Origin of the sequence: Halopelagius inordinatus, from assembly GCF_900113245.1 — an archaeon.
Classification (GTDB): Archaea; Halobacteriota; Halobacteria; order Halobacteriales; family Haloferacaceae; genus Halopelagius; species Halopelagius inordinatus.
In genome coordinates this window covers 19197-37243 of sequence record NZ_FOOQ01000009.1, presented here as the reverse complement: position 1 = coordinate 37243, position 18047 = coordinate 19197, and the positions used below count along the sequence as shown (strand labels likewise).

Here is an 18047-nt window from a genome sequence, read left to right as displayed (position 1 = left end):
GTAATAGCCGTCAACGGCCTACTTCGGGGTCGATTCCCAGCGATACGGTGGGTCCGACGCGGTTAGTGAAGCAAGAACTAATCGGGTTTCTTAGCTGACTTACCCTGATATCTTTATTGCCCCGCACGCGCAGTCTGATCACGGAGAATAGCCAACCGCGTATTTAAACGGACGGGTGCACCGTCTCCTGTTTCGGAGTGTGGGCGTGGAAAAACGGACTCCGGTCGGGATGTACGAGACGAGACAAACTCTGTTCACGTGCAGACTCCACAAAACGGACCCGATGGGATTCCCGTGAGCGAATCGAACGGGAAGTCGTCGGGGGAGTGAGGCTGAAGGCCGAACGGACCCGACGGGATTTGAACCCGCTATCGGGCCTGACGGCCCGATATGCCCCCGCTCGCTGCCGCTCGTGGGAACGCGACATCTTGGTCCGGAACCAAGCACTCTGTCCGCTGAGCTACGGCCCCTCGGGTATCCATAGACCAGCGCGGGCTATAATCGGGTGTGAACCGCCTGACTGCGTCGGGGTGATGCCGCGGCCATCGCGGTTTCAGCCTCCTCGCCGCCCGACCGCTTCGAAGCCTCCGACTACTCGCCGGGCGACTCCGATTGCTCGACGACGGCCGCCTTCCACGTCCCGCGGGTGAACCAGACTGCGGCGGCGACGGCACCGAGAATCTGGCCGACGGCCATCCCGATCCAGATACCCGTTTCGCCGAAGTCGCGGACGAAAGAGAGGTAGTAGACGATGGGAATCCGGCCGAGCCACAGCGCGAAAAGCGAGAACGCGAGCGCAGTCTTCGTGTTTCCGGCACCGCGGTACGCGCCCAAGACGACCTGAAGGACGCCGATGAAGCCGAACTCGAACGCGCGGATTCGGACGTATTCGACGCCGAACGCGACGGTCCGGGCCGCCGACTCCGTCCCCGTGTCGATGAACACGCCGACGATGGGTTCCGCGAAGACGTACGCGACGACGCCGATGACGACCATCACGCTCGACCCGGCTTTCGCCGCCATCCAGACGGCGCGTTCGGCGCGTTCGGGTTTTGCAGCGCCGAGGTTCTGCCCGACGATGGTGTTTGTCGCGCGGCCGAGACCCAACGCCGGGAGAAAGACCAGAGAGACGAGGCGGTTGCCGAGACCGTAGGCCGCCAGCACCTCGGGGACGAACGTGACGACCATCGCGGTCAGCGTGATGAATCCGAGTGCGGTGGCGGACTGTTCGACGGCGCTCGGAACGCCGATGCGGACGATTTTCGCGACGAACTCTCGTTGGGGCCGGAAGTCGGGGAGCGAGACGTTCGGCCCGGCGCTCGTATAGAAGATGATGTAGACGCCGATGACCGTGGCGACGAGGCGGGAGAGAACCGTCGCGAACGCCGCCCCTTCGATGCCCCAGCCCTCGAATCCGGTGGCGGCGAAGAGCGTCGCCTCGACGCCCGGAGCGCCGAGCATCCCGAAAAGCGGGTTCGATTCGAAGCCGAAGATGAAGACGGGGTCTATGACGACGTTGACGAGGACGCTCACGAACATGACGACCATCGGCGCGCGCGTGTTGCCGTAGCCGCGCATCAGCGCCGAGAAGACGAAGAACCCGAACAGCGCGGGCAGTCCGAGAAAGAAGATGCGCATGTAGTCTGCGGCCATCGGCACGACTTGGTTCGCCGTCGCCGGAGAACTCGGAAGGACAGAGAGCATGGCGTCCGTCGCGAAGAAGCCGACGACGCCGACGACGACGGCGATAGCGGTGATGAAACTCAGCGTCTGTCCGGCGACTGTTCCCGCAGACGCCTCGCTTTCGGCCCCCGTGTACTGCGCGACGAGCGTACTCCCGGCGACGGTGAACCCGCCGCCGACGGAGATGAGAAGGAAGATGAGAGGGAACGCGAGGCTGATGGCGGCGACGGCGTCGGTCGATAGACGGCCGAGCCAGACGGTGTCTGCCAAGTTGTACGCGACCTGAAGCAGTTCGGTGACGATGATGGGCCACGCGAGGTCGAACATCGGCCGTTTCAGGTCGCCTTCGGTGAGCGAACCCCCGGCCGTGGCGGGAGTGGAGGGCACTGAACGCTTCGAACGACGGTTGTTATTTTCAACCCGTCGATAGTCGAACGGGTTGCCGCATGTTTCGATTCGAAACAGGTGACTCGCTTTTTCGCTACCGGTGGCGTCGCTCTGCGGTCGGAGTCGGGAAAAACGGAGACGAGAACCTCGGGGTCGTTTTCGGAACGGTCGCCGACGTCAGGGCGCTTCGCCCGTTTCGATGGTGAAGTCGTCGCGGGGGTAGGCGACGCAGGTCAGCGTGTACCCCTCATCGAGTTCTTCGTCGGCGAGCATCTGTTGGTCGTCGTGGACGACGTAGTCCTCGGAGTTACCGCCCGAGGTGATCTGACCCGCACAGGAGACACACTGGCCCTGTCTGCAGGCGTAGGGGAGGTCCCACCCCTCGTCCTCGCCGGATTCGAGGACGGTCTTGTTGTTGGCGACTTCGACGGTTTCGCCCTGTTTTGCGAACTCCACCTCGAAGTACTCGACTTCGTCCTCGGGGATGTCGGCGGGACTCCCGGAGTCCTCGTCGGTCTCTTCGAGTTCGGCTCCCTCTTCGCCCGCGCCGACGGCCCCCGCGGCGACACCGCCGCCGCCGATGGACCGGTTCATCGGTTCGGGGAACTCCGTCTCGGGGACGGTACTCGCCCGGCGTTCGAGGACCTCTTGGGAGATGTCCGCGCTGGGCTGCCACTCGGTACCCCGCGAGAAGTGCAGGGCGACTGCGACGAGCGTCAGGGTCGCGCCGAGACCCAGACCCACGAGGTTGATTTCGACCATGAGGGGCGCTACGGAGTCGGGGGTTAAGGAAATTTTGATTGTCGCGGCGGAGGCGAACCCCGATTCGACGGGCGCGCCGCGCCGTGTCCGTCGGATACCGAAGTCGGACGTGGTGACGCCTCGCGCGGACGGACTCGCCGAACGGGAGTACGCCGGTGACGGTGAGCGACGGAGAGTCTCACGGCTCTGCGACATTCGAGAAATATGTCTGACTGCCGACACACCCATATGACGCGGAGCCGAAGAGAGAACGATGAACACACCAACTCGACAGGCCGTGGACCCCGGAGTCAGCCACTTGGTCGTCGAGGCTGTCGCCGAGACGGAGGGCGTCTCGCCCCTCGAACTCCCGCCGCTGTACGGCTGTATCGACCCCGAGGCCTTGGACCGACTCTTCGAGCGTCCGTCGGCCGCCGGTCGGTCGGAGATGGAGGTCGAGTTCGGGTACGACGGCTACCGAGTTACGGTTTCAGACCACGGAGTCGTTTCCATCGAAGCGCTCGGAGACGAGCGTCCGCCGGAGGAGTAACGGTAACGCGGGCACCTCCCGTCGCCCGTGGCGGTCGTCACTCGCTCTCTTTTGACTCCACCTCGACGTGGTCGAGTAGCGACTCGACGACCGGTTCCGGGTAGTACCGGACGGTCGCGCTTCGGGGGTCGTACTCGATCAGTCCGGCAGCCTCTAACCGGGGTAAGACGACGTGGTGAAGTCGAGCGGTCACCCGTTTTCGCGTCTCGACCGCGGTAGAGCGAGTGCCGACGTAGTCGGCCAGTTCGCGTCGAGATGCGACGCCGTCCGGAGTCGCCGAGAGACGGACGATAGTGTACCGACTGAGTTCGTCAGCTATCACCCGAAACGCCGTCTCGGCCGCGCTTTCTCCGTTTCTAACTGTCGTGCCCATCTTTGCCACTGTACGCTACGGCCTCGCCGACTCCCGCGAATCGACGGGCGTCCGGCGGTCGTTCTGGAGGTTGTCCAAGCGATGCGGTTCTCCTCGGATGCTATCCACCGAACCGCCGTTCGATATAGGCTTTTCGTAGAGCGACACCGAGACGCCCGAGAAATACCCGTACACGCGCGTACGACCTCGAAAATGGGAGGCGAACGTCGCTCTCGACGGTCGGCGCTACTCCTCGTCGCGGACCACTTCGTGCCGCCCGAATCCGTACCGGAGACGGTTGGCGAGTCGCCGGGAGAACCGCGCGTCGTCGCGACTGCCGAACCGTTCTGCGAGGGCCTGGTAGATGAGCGGAACCGGAACCTCCTGTTCGAGTGCCTCTCGGACGGTCCACGTCCCGGTGGACCCCCCCGAGACGTGGTCGGCAACGTCGCCGAGGTCCGAGCCCTCCTCTCGGAACGCCTCCTCGCAGAGTTCCAAGAGCCACGACCGGATGACCGCGCCGTTGTTCCACGTCTTCGCGACGGCCTCTAAGTCGAGGTCGTACCGGCCGTTCGCGAGGAGTTCGAAGCCCTCGCCGTACGCCTGCATGAGTGCGTACTCGACGCCGTTGTGGACCATCTTCACGTAGTGTCCCGACCCGACGGGGCCCATCCGGTCGTGTCCCGCGGGGCCGGTGGCGACGGCGTCGAAGACGGGCGTCATCTCGTCGTACGCCCACTGCGGGCCGCCGACCATGAGCGAGAAACCGAGTTCCGCGCCCGCGGGGCCGCCGGAGGTGCCGCAGTCGAGGTACGCCGCATCCGTCGTCTCCGCGCGGCCGACCGACTTCTCGAAGTGGGAGTTGCCGCCGTCCACGACCACGTCGTCCTCGTCGACGTGTGAAGCGAGTTCGTCCAACGTCGCGTCCACCGCGGCACCTGCGGGGACCATGAGCCAGATGCGCTTGTCGTCGCCGAGACGGTCCGCGAGGTCGGCGACGCTCTCTGCGGGTGTCGCCCCGGCGTCGGCGGCCGTCGCCACGGCCTCCGCGTCGAGGTCGAACGCGACGACTTCGTGACCCGCGTCAACCACTCTATTCACGACGATTTGACCCATGCGGCCGAGTCCGATGACGCCCAGTTGCATGGATTCTCGTCCACCGTCGGGGGAGGTAGTGGTTCCGATTCGGGAGGTTCCCCTCCCCGACCGCCCGACGCGCCTATTGACGTTCGCGCCGTAGCCTCTCTCATGCTCGGAGACATCACACGCACGGACGCGTTGACCGCGTCGCCGGATACGACCGTCGCGGACGCGGCCGCGGCGATGCGGACGCGAGACGCCGACATCGTCGCTGTCGTCGACGAGCAACGACCGCTCGGACTCGTCTCGCCGGCGACCATCGGCCGCGCCGTCGTCGCCGACGAAGACGTCCGCGCGGTGCCCGTCGGGACGTTACTCGACGACGACCCGGTCACGATCAGAGAGACGGCCGACCGCGAGGCCCTCCTCCGTCTGTTTTCTCGGCGGGACGTTCGGGCGGCCGTCCTCGTGGACGAAAGAGACGCGTACGTCGGCGTCGTCACGTTCGAGGACCTGTTGGCGACGTACGCCCGCGAGTTCGACGCCCTGTTGGAACTGACGGGGTGAGGTCCCGGTCGGACGTCGAGTGAGGGATTTTTCTCCGCCGCGGGCGACGCCTTTCGTATGGACTTACGCATCCGAGAACACGCCGAGGTTCTCGTAGACTGGAGTGCGCGCGTCGAACCCGGCGACGACGTGGTCGTCAGCGTCGCCGAAGGGGCGCACGAACTCGCCGTCGCCGTCGCCGAGAAACTGGGCGAACGCGGCGCGAACGTCGTGACGACGTACGCCTCCGAGGAGGTGTCCCGCGCCTACCTCCGCGCGCACGACGGCGAGTTCGACACCGCGGCGCACGAACTGGCCCTCTACGAGAACGCCGACTCGGTTCTCTTTCTCGGCGGCGGCCGAAACACCTTCGCCACCGCGGACGTCCCCGGCGAGACGCGACAGGCCGCTTCGCGCGCGAATCAGGAGGTGCGCGAGGCCCGCATGGACGCCGACTGGGTCTCTACCGTCCACCCGACGCGGTCGTTGGCGCAACAGGCGGGGATGGCCGTCGAACAGTACCGCGAGTTCGTCTACGACGCCGTCCTCCGCGACTGGGAGGCCCTCGCAGAAGAGATGGCGAAGATGAAGGCGATACTCGACGAGGGGAGCGAAGTCCGACTCGTGAAAGGCGGCGAATCGGCGTCGTCGGCCACGGACCTCACCATGTCCATCGAGGGTAGAACCGCCGTCAACTCCGCCGCCTCCGTCGCCTACGACTCCCACAACCTCCCCTCCGGCGAGGTGTTCACCGCGCCGTACGACCCCGAGGGAGAGGTGTTCTTCGACGTGCCGATGACCCTCTCGGGGACGCGCGTGCGGAACGTCCACCTCTCGTTCGAAGACGGCGAGGTGGTCGATTACGCCGCCGAGACGGGAGAAGACGCCCTCGGCGACATCCTCGACACGGACGAGGGCGCGCGCCGACTCGGCGAACTCGGCATCGGGATGAACCGCGGCATCGACCGCTTCACCGACAACGTCCTGTTCGACGAGAAGATGGGCGACACCGTCCACCTGGCCGTCGGGCGCGCGTACGACGCCTGTCTCCCCGAGGGCGAGGCGGGCAACGACTCCGCCGTCCACGTGGACATGATAACCGACGTGAGCGAGGCGTCCCGACTCGAAGTGGACGGCGAGGTGGTCCAGAGAAACGGCGCTTTCCGGTGGGAAGACGGCTTCGAGGAGTAAACGGCGGCTTTTCGGTCCGTACTCTTCGCGGGGTTCGTCTGCGCGAGGGCGGACGAGGAACCCTCGAAAAGAGTGAGATTCTACCCCCGCGTCCGTCCGAGATTCCGCATCGCGGACCCGCACCGCGGACAGACCGTCGTCGGGTCCCCCGGTTCCGACCGGAAGTCGCACCGCGCGCATTCGTACCACATCGACCTGTCGAACGACTCCGACATGGCGAGGGGTACGGCTCTGGGTGTGTTAATCGTTATCGTGGCTGTCGCGGAGTGTCACGAATATCGGCCTGTCGGGGCTCCGCGGGCGGGAGTCGCTTTCGACGTACTTTTTATCGGCGGTCGTTTCTTCCCTCCCATGGCAGACTTCAAGGTTGTCGTCTCCGACCCCGACACCGGGAACACGTACCAGTTCGAGGTCGACGGACAGGACGCGAACCGATTCCTCGGTCGAGACATCGGCGACGAGGTAGACGGCGCGCCCGTCGGACTCGACGGATTCACGCTCGAACTCACCGGCGGGTCCGACAAGGCCGGACGCCCGATGCGAGAGAACGTCGCCGGTGCGAACCTCAAAGAACTCCTCTTGGAGGGCGGCGTCGGCTACAAGCCGAACCGCGACGGCGAACGCAAGCGAGTCACCGTCCGCGGCCGTCAGGTCTCCGAGGACACCGCACAGGTCAACGCGAAAGTCGTCGAAGGCGACGGCGACGTCGCCGCCGCCCTCGGTGACGGCGACGACGAAGCCGAATCCGACGACGAGTAACGACGCGAGACAGCCGTGTCCGAACGCGTTCCGAGCGACCACGCATCGGTCACGACGTTCCGCGCGAGTATCGCGCGTAGCGGCGGGACCAGACGGCCCTGTCTCCGCCTCCCCGACGAGGCGGCCGTCGCCGAGGGCGACCTGATTCGGCTCCTCGCGGGCGGCGGCCACTACCACGCGCGGGTCGATTCGGACGCGTCCGGGCGTCTCGTCCGCGGCGCGTACGACAACAAGCGACTCGCCCGGAACGCAGGCGAGGGGGAGAACCGCCTCGCGGAGTGGTGTTCGGAGACGGGTCGCGACCCCGGGTCGGCGGTCGAACTCGACGAACTCGAACCCGGGTTCTGTTACGGCCTACGCGAACCCGGCAAACGGACCGTCTACTCCGTGCCGAAACGGCCGAACGCTTCGCTCTCCGACATCGCAGAGAAGTTCGGCCGCGACGAGTAGCGCGGGCGGTTCGTGTTCGAGTTCAGGCGCTTTTTACGCTTCCGCGCGTCAGAGACACCATGAGCAAACTCGAGGCGTTTCTCGCGGGCGACAGACTGGACGACGTGGCGCTGTTTCTCACCCACGAGTATCTCGACAGTCAGGGGAAACTTCCGAACCTCGGCGAGGAAGTCGAGAACGGGTACGTCCTCGTCGTAGACGGCGACGACGGCCGCCGCGCGTTCGCCGCCGGAACCGGGATGGACGCGATGGAGTTCGCCCAACAGGCGACCGGAAACAAGAGCCACGTCGAACGCGACTTGGGCGGCGGCGAGTGCCCCGACAGCGCGCCCGACGAGAACCACCAGACGCGGTTCATCTTCGCGTTCGCGGAGGAGCAAAACGACGGCGTCGGCGGCCTGTACGAACGCGGCGACGTCGTCCACGCCTACGCTCACTGCACCTGCGGGACGGACTACTCCGACCGGTGGGTCGTCGGCGCCGAAGACGAGACGGGCGTCCAACCCGGCGAGGACGAACCGGCCGAGGCGAACTGAGGCCCGGCCGTCCGGTTCGACGCCCGCGGACGGAGACTTATTCACCGTCGGGCCGAACGACTCCGGTGTGACAGAACGACCCGCGCTCTCCTCTCGTCTCGACTCCCCGAACCGGCGGCGACTCCTCGCGGCGGTCGGCGTCGCAGTCGGGACCGGACTCGCGGGCTGTTCGTCGGACGCGAACACCCCGACGCCGCGACCCGAAGAGGCCGCGGTGACCGTCAGACTCCGGAACCGAGACGACGAACGACGCGAGTACGAAGTCGTCGTCAGCCAAGGCGAGAGCGTGAGAGATTCCTTCTCGGGGGTGTTGCCCGCCGACTCGGAGCAGGTCGTCGAAATGAGAGCGACGGTCCGAGCGACGGACGAGCAACACGAGTTCACGATCAGTACCTCGGGCGGGCAACGCGGGCGGACGTGGGACCCGACCGAGTGCGGAGATTTCCTCGTCGAGGCGTTCGTCGAAGACGGCGAACCGGGGTTCGACGCCGAGTGTCGGAGCGCGTGACGAGAGGGACTGAAGCCGTCGAAAGACGTATTATCCATCCGAGAGCTACCGCAGACATGAGCGGAGCGACCCTGACGCTCCGAGAGGCGGACGACGACGAGTCTCTCTCGTGCGTCGAGTCGATGCTGGAGGAGACCGGGTTGCCGTCGCGGGACGTGCGGTCGAAGCCGGACTGTTTCTACGCCGGATACGTTGACGGCGACGCAGTCGCCGTCGGCGGCATCGAGGCGTACGGGACCGCCGGACTCCTTCGGTCGGTGGTCGTCGCCGAGTCGAAGCGAGGAGAGGGGTTCGGGACGGCGCTGTGCGACGCGTTGGAGGGGGAGGCCCGCGCCGCGGGCGTCGAAACGCTGTTCTTGCTCACGACGACCGCTGCGGACTTTTTCGCGGACCGAGGCTTCGCCGAAATCGCGCGGAGTGACGCTCCCGACTCGGTCCGAGCGACCACCGAGTTCGAGGATATCTGTCCCGCGACGGCCGTCTGCATGAAAAAGTCGCTGTAGGTCGAACCGGCGTCGGCGCCGGTAGCTCTTTGTATCATATCCCCGACAGTATCGGGTATGGGACTGAGTGCTCGCAACGACCTGTCGGGAACGGTAGTCTCGGTGCGGAAAGACGAGGTGATGGCGGAGGTAGTCGTCGAACTCGGAGACGGGCAACGGGTGACGTCGACCATCACGCGGGCGTCCGCCGACAGACTCGAACTCGCCGAGGGCGACGACGTGAGCGCCGTCATCAAGGCGAGCGAAGTGATGATAAACAAAGACTGACGGCTTCGTGCGGCCCGCCCCGTCGTTCGTCGTTCAGCGTTCCGTCTCGACGCCCTCGTCGTCGTCGTACGCGCCCGCCTCGAACCGTTCGGCCACGCGTTCGAACGCCGCGAGGATGACTCGCTTCGCCGCGCTTCCCTGCGTCGTCCAGTGGTTCGCGTAGTCGAGCATGTCGTCGTAGATGTCGGGCTTACAGCCCGCCGCCTTCGGGTGGCCGCCGCCGTTGACCTGGCCGGCCACTTCGTGGCAGAGTTCGAAGTCGTCGGTTCCGCGGATGCTGGCGCTTCCGGCGGGCTTGACCACGACTGCGGCGTCCGCACCCCGTTCGCGGAGCGCTTCCGCCACCTCGTTCTGCGAGCACCGGCCGTAGGTGACGCCGACGGTCCACGGCCCGACGGACTTCAGTTCCGCGCGCGAGACGGCGCGGTCGATGAGGTTCTCCTTTTCGACGCGGCGGAGTTCGACGAACTCGGTCGCCACGTCCGGGAGGTCGGCGCCGTAGGTGCCGACTATCGTGACGTACTCCTCTGCGCCCGTCCAGTACGCGTAGTCGGCCAAGTCGTCGCTTCGGGGGTCCTCGCGTATCCACAGGTCGTGGTCGCGGGTGACCTCGGCAAGTTCGCGGAACCGGTCGTCGAACTCGTAGTCGAGTGACCGAAGCGTCACGTCCGTGCTGCACTCCTCGTCGGACTCGCCGACGACGAGTTCGACGCCCGCCTCGCGGACGGCGGCGGCCACGTCGTCGTTCCACTGGTGGTGGTCGAACCACCGAACCGAGGAGGCGGTTTCGACGAGGCGGTCGAGTTCCTCGTCTACGTACTCGTACTTGTCGGGACAGAGGTCGCAGACGAACACTTCGACGCCCTCGGGCGCGTACTCGGCGACGTTGTCGAGTTCGTCTTCGAGCGAGTACGGCCCGGACCCCACGAGAGCGACCGAGGAGTTCGGTCCCACGTCCTCGTCTTCGAGTGCGTCCGCGTCCGCCTCCGCGTCTTCCTCGTCGGATTCGACCGGGTTCTCTAGCTGTTCGATTCGCTCTGCGATATCCTCCTCGAAGGAGTCGGCGTCGAGTGCGGCGTCGTACGCCTCGCGGAGCAACGCGACGCAGCCGAGGCCGTCGGCGTCCGTGTCGGCGACGACGACGACTTCGGCGTCCTCTACGGCCTCTTCGACGCGTTCCTCCGAGCGGTCCTCGTCGAGCGAGTCGGGATAGAAAAAGCCCGCGCCCGGAAGCTGGGACTTCCGCGAGAGCGAGAGCCGAGAACTGTCGATGAGTTCGTCTTCCATACGCGAGAGAGGGGGCCGGGGATGAAAACGGCGGTGGTCCGCTCCGGCCGGTCGGCGCATCAGGCCGGGAATCGGCGGCGAACGTCGGCGCTCAGGCCGTCTCCGGGGTTCCGGTCGGCCCGCCTTCCTCCTCGTCGTCTGCGAGTTGGCGGACGGTCAACACGGGGACCGGACAGGTGCGGACGACGCGTTCCGCGACCGACCCGATGAGAAACCGGTTCTCGCCGTGGCGGCCGCGGGTGCCCATCGCGACCATGTCGGCGTCGTGGTCGCGAGCGTAGTCGCCGATAACGCCCGCGGGGCGTCCCTCGACTACGGCCGTCGTCACGTCGCGGTCGGCGGCCTCTCGAACCTCCGAAAGCGCCTGTTCGCCGCGGTCCGAAAGGGCGTCGCGCATCTCGTCGCGGAGACGGTCCGGCGAGGACTCCACCTCGCTGGCGTCGACGACGTAGAGGACGTGGACGGCGGCGTCGAACCGGTCCGCGAGGTCCAAAGAGACGTCGATGGCCCGCCGGACGCTCTCGGACCCGTCCGTCGCGATGACGATGGTGTCGAACATGGGCGCGATTTCATCGGGAACCGGGATAAATCCAACCGTCGTCGCCGACCGACGGGCCGCGAGGTGAGGCTTTTTCCCGTCGGCCGTCGCATGACCGGATATGACCGACCGCCGTCCGCTGGACGTGGAACTCGTCCTCGTTCCCGTCGACCGAAGCGACGAATCCGCCGCCGCCGTCGAATACGCCTGCGCCATCGCCGCCGAGTACGACGCGGCAGTTCACGCCGTCCACGTCCTCGGCGAGGACGTCGTCCGCGCTATCGAGACGGGCGTCGTAAACGACGAGGAGGTGGCCGCAGACGGCGAGGCCATCACGGAGACGACGAGAGGCATCGCCGAGGACTGCGGCGTCGGCCTCTCTACGTCCGTCGCCTACGGCTTCTCGACGAAGATGAAACTGCGCCATCCGGGGAGCGTCATCCTCGACACCGCCGAGGAACTCGGCGCGGACTTCATCGTCGTCCCGCGGGAACCCGTCTCGGGTGACCCCGGCGAAGTCCTCGAGAAAGCCGCCGAGTACGTGCTTCTGTACGCGACACAGCCCGTACTCTCGGTGTGAGAAGCGCCGCTTAGCGCTTCTCGGACTCGGACTCGGACTCGGACTCGCTCTCGCTGAGTCGGAGCGCCATCTCCAACTCGAAACTCTCGGAGTTCGTCGTCTCGAAGCCTATCTTCTTGTACAGACTCACCGCCGCGCGGTTCCAGCGTTCGACCGTGAGCCACACTTTCTCGACGCCCGAGTCGTACCCGTAGCCGAGGAGCACCTTCATCAGTCTCGTGCCGATTCCGGACTGCTGGTACGCCTGCAGCACGAAGATGGCGAGTTCGTACGCCTCGCCGTCCGGGACGAGCGTCGCGTGTCCCGCCGCCTCGTCGCCGTTCCACGCGACGACGTTCAGACAGTCCTCTCCGAGGATGTTCTCCAACCACTCGCGGACGCGACTCTCTTGGCCCGGCGGGATTCCCTGCGCTCTGTCGGAGGGGTCGAACTCCAGATACATCGACACGAGAGCCTCGAACTCCGCGTCCGTGCCGTCGTACGCGCGCAGTTCTATCTCTCTTCCCTCGCGGTCTTCGAACGAGTACGGCGGACTCTCGAACGGTCCCGCGGGCGCGTCCGGGTAGCGTCGGTCTGGCGGTGTCATCGGACTAAGGTGACCGTGACGTGCGAGTTCAAGAGGACGAACTCGGCGATGCCGCCGATGTTTATCTTGCCCATCGGACTTGTCTGCCCGCCGCCGAGGACTATCTTGTCGAATCCCTCCTCCTCCGCGACGCGGACGAGGCGACTACCGGGGTCGCCCTCGAGTCGTCGAATCTCCGCGTCGACCCCCTCCGAGTCGAGGAGGTCCTGAACCGACTCTTCGAGTTCGTCTTTCGACCTGTCCGACGAGGGGTTGTCCACGAGTGCGACGGTGAGTTCGTCGCCCGTGACCGTCGTTCTCGAAACCGTCTCCTCTAGCGCCCGAACCGAGTCTTCGCTTCCCCCGATTCCCAAGAGAACCTTCATGAGCGACTATGTTGTGTGGCCGGTAGAAAACAGTTGCCCGTGTTGGGGGTCGAAAGCGGCCGATTCCCTCGACGGAACCCTTTTCCGACGCGCCGGAAAACCCCGCGTATGAGCGACGAGAACCCGACGCCCGACGACGGCGAGGAACGGACCTCCTCGCCCCGACGGACGCAGTCGTCCGAGGACGGGCGGTCGGCGGCAGACGAACGAAAGCCCGGAGACCGAGGAGTCGAGAAGGAAGACGGGGCGGCGGACGCCGCCGACGCGGGCGATTCCGGTTCGGCGGTGACGGAATCCGAGAGCGAAGCGACCGACGCGGACGGTAACGACGCCAGTGCCGACGGTGACGCCGCCGACGCGCCGCCGGACGACGTGCAGAAGTACGCGCGCTTCAAGAAGATGGACGGCGCGGAGTACGACCGGGTCAACGAGTTCCTCCGCGACCGGACGTACGTCACCGCCCGCGAGTGGGCCATCGCGCGTCTCTGCGCCGACTTCCGGACGGAGACGGGCGTCGAGATGACGAAGATAGGCGACAACCTCCCCGAACTCGTCCCGTTCATGACGGATACGTACACCCCGCAGGCGGTCAATCAAGCCCGCTCTTCCTTCGAGGACAAGGTCCGAAAGTCGGGCGCGACGTTTCTCTACGGCGCGATGTCCGGCTTCTTCACGGCCGAGGAACTCGACGAACTGATGTACGAAGTCTCCGAGATAGCGAAGTTCCTCCTCGAAGTCGAGGGCGTCGACCTCTCCGTGGAGGAGGAACTGGAGGCCGAAGAGCGCATCTCGAGCGTCATGCGGGAGGTCAGAGAGGCAAGCGCCGAGATGCGCGAGGAGGAACTGGCGGACGACGACGCGGCCAGCGACGACTGAAGGGCGGGTCTCTCACTCCGACTCTCGGTCCGGCGTCCACGACGCTACGTCGTCGTCGCGGAAGACCACCGGGTCGTCGTCCGGCGACCTGACGAGGACGCGCATCTCACCCGCCGATAGCGCGCGGTCGAGCATCGACGCCGCTTCGCGCCGCCTGTAGTGCGTCGGCACGACGACGGCGTCTCCGGACTCCGGCGCGAGGAATGCGGCGACGACGAACACCGTTTCGCCCCGTTCGACGCGGCGCACGTCGGCGTCGTCGAACGTCGTCTCGCCCGCGAGTCGTTCGACCGTCTCGAACTCGTCGGGTGGAACGAGGACGCTCAGTCCGTAGTCGCCCGCCCCCTCGCCGCCCATCGCGGGCACCGGCGTCGCGTTTCCGGGGTGGAGTTCGACCGCGTCCCATCCGGCGTCTCGGTACGCCGTCGCGGCGTCCTCGGCTCTGCCGACGACGCGGTCCCAAAACTCCGTCACGCCGGACTCCGCTCTCGTCCCGTCCGGGCCAGAGGGTCTCTCCGTCGGGTCGTCCATACTCTGTGTTCGACCGGCACGACCGAAAAGGCGTCTCCATCGCTGCCGGAGTTTAAACCGGATGACGAGGGCAACGCCTCCGTGCTCTGACCGCCGCCCCCGGGTCGGTTCGCGGTAGCCCGGCGTTCGACCCGGGACGACGCTCTCGCCGGCAGTTCGCCCTTATTCGGCCGCTTCGCGGACGTTCTCGCCGACGGTGTCGCCGAACGTCCCCCCTTCGTAGACGACGCTCCCGCGAACCATCGTCAGGTCGGGGAAGACGCCCGTGCGTCCCTCGAACGGCGTCCACCCGCACTTCGAGTGTAGGTCCTCGCCGCGAATCTCCCGCGTCGCCTCGGGGTCGAAAAGCACCAGGTCGGCGTCGCGTCCGACCTCGATTCGGCCCTTGCGCGGCAGGCCGAATATCTCGGCGACGTTCGCGGCGGTCACGTCTCTGACCCGTTCGTAGGAGACGTTGCCCTCTCGGGCCTCCGCCAACAGAAGCGGAAGCATCGTCTCGACGCCCGGAACGCCGCTCGGCGCGTCCCAGAGACTCGCGTCCTTCTCTTCGACGGTGTGCGGCGCGTGGTCGGTGGCGACGATGTCGATGCCGCCCTCGACGAGTCGGTCCCACATCCCCGCGCGGCGGTCCTCGCTGCGGAGTGGCGGGTTCATCCGCCCGAACGTGCCGAGTTCCGTCGCGTCCTCGCGGGAGAGAAACAGGTGGTGCGGCGTCACCTCGCACGTCGCCCCGCCCGATTTTGCGGCATCGACGCCCTCCGGCGTACTCGTGTGTGCGATGTGGATATCGGCGTCGGAGTCCGCGCCCACCTCCACCGCGCGTTCGACGGCGGCGGCCTCCGCCTCGGCGGCGCGGTACTGGCTCCACGGGTCGGCGTCCGCGTCCCGTCCGGTCCCGCCCGCGTCGCGTTCCCGCGCCGACTCGTCGAACAGGTCGGCGTCCTCGGCGTGGACGGTGACGACCTCGTCCTCGTCTGCGGCCGCCGCGACGGCGTTCGAAAACAGGTCCGACTCGATGCCCATGTCGCCCGTCGAGTCCGCGAGGAACACCTCGCCGAGTGCGAAAAGCGGCCGGTCGAAAAGCGACTCGGGGTCCCACTCTGCGGTCACGCCGCCGTTGATGCCGTACTCCACGAGCGACTTCTCGGCGAGGCCCGCCTTCTCGTCGAACGCCGCGCCCGTCGTCGTCGGCGGCGTCGTGTTCGGTTGGTCGACGATGGTCGTCACGCCGCCCGCGGCGGCGCTTTTCGACCCGGTCTCCCACGTCTCCTTGTGGGAGTAGCCCGGTTCGCGGACGTGGACGTGCGCGTCTATCGCGCCCGGCAGGAGGCGTCGGCCGTCGGCCTCTCTCACCCGTTCGTCCGGCTTCGGGTCGAGGGACGGTTCGACCGCGGTTATCTCTCCGCCTTCGACCCGAACGTCCCGGACGCGCCCGTCTGCGAGCGTCGCACCGACGATGAGCGTAGACATACCCGTGTCTCTGCGGGTGGCGACCTAAGCCCCGCGATTCGCGGCGCTACTCGTCGTCGGAGACGAACGCGGCGGCGTCGGTCACCTCCCACTCCGCGTCGCCGACGAACGACGACTCCAGCGCTCGAACCGTCCGCTCAGGGTCCGAGGGACCGCCGCTCTCCGCGACGCTTCCGACCGTCTCGTGGTCGAACGGGACGTCGAGCGCCGCGTACACCGGTTCCAACACCGCGGCTATCTCCGCGCTGTCGTCCGCGACGACGACGCCGGAGACGAGTGCCGCGTCGCTCCGAACGCGTTGTGCGATGCCGCACAGTTTCCCCTCGGCCCGCACCGAGTGCGCGCCGGGGCAGAACGAGTTCGGCGGTTCGCCCGGCGTCGCCGCGACGCCGACGGACCGGAGCGCTTCGACCACGGACTCCGTCGCCGCCTCGTACCGGGCGTCGAGGCCGGTGCGGACGTCCGCTGTCGGCACGGTGTGTGCGAACGCCAGCGTCGTCGTCCCGGTGTAGGCGACGGCCCGGCCGCCGACGCTCCGTTCGACCGGCGGAAACCCCCGGTCTTCGGCCGCGCGGCGCGCCTCGTCGTACCTCTCGGCGTGACTGTCGCGGCGACCGAACGCGACCTGTCTGTGCGGCGTCCACGCGCGGAAGGCGGGCACGCCGTCTCGCCCCGTTCGGTCGAGCATCGCCGCCGTTACCGACCGGTCCGCTTCTCGCGTCTCCCTGCGCCCGCGAACGACTCGGACTCGGTCGCTCGTTTCGGCGTCCATAGCGGGGAGACGAGCCGACGCGTCTAAGCCCTCCCGGTCCCCCCGGTTCTGCATGGACGGCGACGACTGCGCGAGGATTTCTGCGGACGTGCTCGACCGCTACCGTCGGTTCTCTCTGTACAACTCGCCGTATCCCGCTCACGACGACGCCTGCGCCATCGACCTCTACCCGGCGTCGAACGACGGCCTCTCGCCCGTCTCCGGCGACGTCGTGGAGACGCGGACGGTCCGAGCGCCGCCGAAACCGTACGCACACGAGGAGGAGTATCTCGTGTTGATAGACACCGGCGACTACGTCGCGCGAATCCTCCACGTCCGCCCCGAAGTCGAGGTGGGCGACTCCGTCGAAGTCGGCGACCGCCTCGGGCCGATGATTCGCTCGGGGTTTTTCGCGCCGTGGGTCGGCAACCACGTCCACCTCGGCTTCCGCCGCCGCGACCAGAACCCGCACCGCGCCGGGGGGTCGCTTCCGGTCGTCGCCGACGTCTCGGTCGAACCAGTCCCGTGGGACGGGACCGGAACCGTCGTCGAGACGGGCGAGACGTACGCCGTGTTGGACGAACCGACCCACCCCGCACCCGGCGACCGGTGGGCCGCCGTCGCGGGCGACTGCGGACTCTCGCCCGTCGCTCTCGACGGCGGCCTCGCGCACTACTCTCGGGGCGGCGTCCTCTCTCCGGGCGCGGACGGGCGGACGGTGTCGTTTCTCGGCCACCCCGTCGGAACCGTCGCGGGACGGTCCGTCGCGTGGGATTCCTTCGACGTCGTCGCGAACGGCGACAGAATCACCGGCATCTCGCTTTTCGCCGGGTCGACCCCCGAGTTCGGCGCGAAACTCGTTTGTCCGGACCGCTCGTTTGCGGCGGGCGAGTCGGTCGAAGTCGAGATTCGAGAGACCGACGACCCGGTTCGGTTGGACTGAGCCGTCGCCGCGGGGGAACCGCGGATTTCATACCCCTCGCGTGCGCGGTGAGACCAATGACCGACGGCGACGAGAACGGCTCCGACGGTGGGTTTCCGAGCGAAGCGGCGACGCTCGTCCAGCAGTACATCGAACAGGAACACGGCTACCTCTCGTGGCTGAACACCCGCGTCGAGGAGATAGAACGCGGCCGCGTCGTGATGACCGTCCCGTACGACGAGAAACTCACGAACACGACGAACCCGCCGACGGTCCACGGCGGCATCGCCGCGACGCTCATAGACACCGCGGGCGGCATCGCCCAACGGACGATGCTCGAAGACCCGATGACAGGCGGCGTGGCGACGGTGAACCTGAACGTCAACTATCTCCGCCGGGCGTCCGGAACGCTCCGGGCGACGGCGGAAGTCGTCCGCGCTGGCGGTACGATAGGCGTGAGCACAGTCACCGTCGCGAGCCAAATCCCCGACGACGTGGACGACGACTCCGCAGAGCGGTGGGAGGGCACCACCGACTCGGAAGCCGTCGCCACCGGTCAGGCCGCCTACAGGCTGTTTCGGGACTGAC

25 protein-coding genes and 1 tRNA gene are annotated in these 18047 nt (G+C 67.0%); 13 read left to right on the top strand and 13 right to left on the bottom strand.

All coding sequences use genetic code 11. The annotated features are described in order from the left end of the window. Positions 1 to 344: 344 nt before the first annotated feature. From BM167_RS18650 to BM167_RS17330, 3 genes are all read right to left on the bottom strand, one after another. Positions 345 to 469 (bottom strand) — tRNA-Arg (locus BM167_RS18650). A 122-nt stretch (positions 470 to 591) separates the two neighbouring features. Then, on the bottom strand, positions 592 to 2010 hold the full coding sequence (locus BM167_RS17335) for an MATE family efflux transporter (protein ID WP_092894021.1): 1419 nt from the start codon (positions 2008 to 2010) through the stop codon (positions 592 to 594). Positions 2011 to 2247: 237 nt separating this feature from the next. Next, positions 2248 to 2832 (bottom strand): 2Fe-2S iron-sulfur cluster-binding protein, encoded by a 585-nt coding sequence (locus tag BM167_RS17330; RefSeq protein ID WP_092893991.1) that lies wholly within the window; start codon positions 2830 to 2832, stop codon positions 2248 to 2250. 253 nt (positions 2833 to 3085) lie between these two features. On the opposite strand from BM167_RS17330, the gene BM167_RS17325 reads away from it, so the two are divergent. Beyond that, positions 3086 to 3361 carry a DdfA family disk-determining factor gene (locus BM167_RS17325; RefSeq protein ID WP_092893990.1) on the top strand — a complete coding sequence of 92 codons (276 nt, stop codon included), beginning with the start codon at positions 3086 to 3088 and terminating at the stop codon, positions 3359 to 3361. Positions 3362 to 3398: 37 nt separating this feature from the next. On the opposite strand, the gene BM167_RS17320 is transcribed toward BM167_RS17325, so the two are convergent. Together BM167_RS17320 and gnd are read right to left on the bottom strand one after the other, a co-directional pair. After that, the gene (locus tag BM167_RS17320; RefSeq protein WP_092893989.1) at positions 3399 to 3734 is read right to left on the bottom strand and encodes a DUF7344 domain-containing protein; all 336 of its coding nucleotides are present in this window, start codon (positions 3732 to 3734) and stop codon (positions 3399 to 3401) included. 225 nt (positions 3735 to 3959) lie between these two features. After that, positions 3960 to 4859: a phosphogluconate dehydrogenase (NAD(+)-dependent, decarboxylating) gene (gnd, locus tag BM167_RS17315; RefSeq protein ID WP_092893988.1), complete on the bottom strand. Its 900-nt coding sequence runs from the start codon at positions 4857 to 4859 to the stop codon at positions 3960 to 3962. Positions 4860 to 4961: 102 nt separating this feature from the next. On the opposite strand from gnd, the gene BM167_RS17310 reads away from it, so the two are divergent. Then, positions 4962 to 5360, top strand: a complete 399-nt coding sequence (locus tag BM167_RS17310; RefSeq protein WP_092893987.1) for a CBS domain-containing protein — start codon at positions 4962 to 4964, stop codon at positions 5358 to 5360. Between the two features lie 57 nt (positions 5361 to 5417). Continuing rightward, complete coding sequence (locus BM167_RS17305) at positions 5418 to 6530, top strand: aminopeptidase (RefSeq protein ID WP_092893986.1); 1113 nt, start codon at positions 5418 to 5420, stop codon at positions 6528 to 6530. A gap of 80 nt (positions 6531 to 6610) precedes the next feature. On the opposite strand, the gene BM167_RS18225 is transcribed toward BM167_RS17305, so the two are convergent. Continuing rightward, positions 6611 to 6745: a rubrerythrin-like domain-containing protein gene (locus tag BM167_RS18225; RefSeq protein ID WP_143095539.1), complete on the bottom strand. Its 135-nt coding sequence runs from the start codon at positions 6743 to 6745 to the stop codon at positions 6611 to 6613. A gap of 136 nt (positions 6746 to 6881) precedes the next feature. On the opposite strand from BM167_RS18225, the gene BM167_RS17300 reads away from it, so the two are divergent. The 6 genes from BM167_RS17300 to BM167_RS17275 all read left to right on the top strand — a co-directional run bounded on the left by BM167_RS17300 (position 6882) and on the right by BM167_RS17275 (position 9553). After that, complete coding sequence (locus BM167_RS17300) at positions 6882 to 7289, top strand: 30S ribosomal protein S6e (RefSeq protein ID WP_092893985.1); 408 nt, start codon at positions 6882 to 6884, stop codon at positions 7287 to 7289. A gap of 15 nt (positions 7290 to 7304) precedes the next feature. Continuing rightward, entirely contained in the window at positions 7305 to 7739 is a 435-nt protein-coding gene (locus tag BM167_RS17295) for a DUF7112 family protein (protein ID WP_092893984.1), read from the top strand. Positions 7740 to 7798: 59 nt separating this feature from the next. Beyond that, complete coding sequence (locus BM167_RS17290) at positions 7799 to 8275, top strand: DUF5807 family protein (protein WP_092893983.1); 477 nt, start codon at positions 7799 to 7801, stop codon at positions 8273 to 8275. 67 nt (positions 8276 to 8342) lie between these two features. Then, a complete protein-coding gene (locus tag BM167_RS17285) occupies positions 8343 to 8783 on the top strand; it encodes a hypothetical protein (protein ID WP_092893982.1) in 441 nt (146 codons plus the stop codon). 56 nt (positions 8784 to 8839) lie between these two features. Continuing rightward, positions 8840 to 9286 (top strand): arsenic resistance N-acetyltransferase ArsN2, encoded by a 447-nt coding sequence (arsN2, locus tag BM167_RS17280; protein WP_092893981.1) that lies wholly within the window; start codon positions 8840 to 8842, stop codon positions 9284 to 9286. Between the two features lie 57 nt (positions 9287 to 9343). Next, positions 9344 to 9553 (top strand): TOBE domain-containing protein, encoded by a 210-nt coding sequence (locus BM167_RS17275; protein ID WP_092893980.1) that lies wholly within the window; start codon positions 9344 to 9346, stop codon positions 9551 to 9553. A 33-nt stretch (positions 9554 to 9586) separates the two neighbouring features. Here the strand turns inward: BM167_RS17275 and BM167_RS17270 are convergent, their stop codons facing one another. After that, a complete protein-coding gene (locus tag BM167_RS17270; RefSeq protein WP_092893979.1) occupies positions 9587 to 10840 on the bottom strand; it encodes a DHH family phosphoesterase in 1254 nt (417 codons plus the stop codon). 91 nt (positions 10841 to 10931) lie between these two features. Next, positions 10932 to 11399: a universal stress protein gene (locus BM167_RS17265; RefSeq protein WP_092893978.1), complete on the bottom strand. Its 468-nt coding sequence runs from the start codon at positions 11397 to 11399 to the stop codon at positions 10932 to 10934. A gap of 100 nt (positions 11400 to 11499) precedes the next feature. Between BM167_RS17265 and BM167_RS17260 the strand changes: the two genes are divergently transcribed. Continuing rightward, positions 11500 to 11958 (top strand): universal stress protein, encoded by a 459-nt coding sequence (locus BM167_RS17260; RefSeq protein ID WP_092893977.1) that lies wholly within the window; start codon positions 11500 to 11502, stop codon positions 11956 to 11958. 10 nt (positions 11959 to 11968) lie between these two features. Here the strand turns inward: BM167_RS17260 and BM167_RS17255 are convergent, their stop codons facing one another. Both BM167_RS17255 and BM167_RS17250 read right to left on the bottom strand, forming a co-directional pair. Continuing rightward, positions 11969 to 12544: a GNAT family N-acetyltransferase gene (locus BM167_RS17255; RefSeq protein WP_092893976.1), complete on the bottom strand. Its 576-nt coding sequence runs from the start codon at positions 12542 to 12544 to the stop codon at positions 11969 to 11971. Next, positions 12541 to 12909: a universal stress protein gene (locus BM167_RS17250; RefSeq protein ID WP_092893975.1), complete on the bottom strand. Its 369-nt coding sequence runs from the start codon at positions 12907 to 12909 to the stop codon at positions 12541 to 12543. The genes BM167_RS17255 and BM167_RS17250 overlap by 4 nt, the downstream gene beginning before the upstream one ends. A 108-nt stretch (positions 12910 to 13017) precedes the next feature. Here BM167_RS17250 and BM167_RS17245 point away from each other — a divergent pair, with 108 nt between their 5' ends. Beyond that, positions 13018 to 13785, top strand: coding sequence for a DUF5806 family protein (locus tag BM167_RS17245; protein ID WP_092893974.1), 768 nt, complete (start codon positions 13018 to 13020; stop codon positions 13783 to 13785). 12 nt (positions 13786 to 13797) lie between these two features. On the opposite strand, the gene BM167_RS17240 is transcribed toward BM167_RS17245, so the two are convergent. The 3 genes from BM167_RS17240 to BM167_RS17230 all read right to left on the bottom strand — a co-directional run bounded on the left by BM167_RS17240 (position 13798) and on the right by BM167_RS17230 (position 16558). Next, the gene (locus BM167_RS17240) at positions 13798 to 14316 is read right to left on the bottom strand and encodes a DUF7529 family protein (protein WP_092893973.1); all 519 of its coding nucleotides are present in this window, start codon (positions 14314 to 14316) and stop codon (positions 13798 to 13800) included. Positions 14317 to 14478: 162 nt separating this feature from the next. Next, entirely contained in the window at positions 14479 to 15786 is a 1308-nt protein-coding gene (locus BM167_RS17235; protein WP_092893972.1) for a dihydroorotase, read from the bottom strand. 46 nt (positions 15787 to 15832) lie between these two features. Then, the gene (locus BM167_RS17230) at positions 15833 to 16558 is read right to left on the bottom strand and encodes a lipoate--protein ligase family protein (protein WP_092893971.1); all 726 of its coding nucleotides are present in this window, start codon (positions 16556 to 16558) and stop codon (positions 15833 to 15835) included. 52 nt (positions 16559 to 16610) lie between these two features. Here BM167_RS17230 and BM167_RS17225 point away from each other — a divergent pair, with 52 nt between their 5' ends. Next, positions 16611 to 17480, top strand: a complete 870-nt coding sequence (locus tag BM167_RS17225) for a DUF8155 domain-containing protein (RefSeq protein ID WP_092893970.1) — start codon at positions 16611 to 16613, stop codon at positions 17478 to 17480. Between the two features lie 56 nt (positions 17481 to 17536). Next, a complete protein-coding gene (locus tag BM167_RS17220; RefSeq protein WP_092893969.1) occupies positions 17537 to 18046 on the top strand; it encodes a PaaI family thioesterase in 510 nt (169 codons plus the stop codon). Position 18047 lies beyond the last annotated feature (1 nt).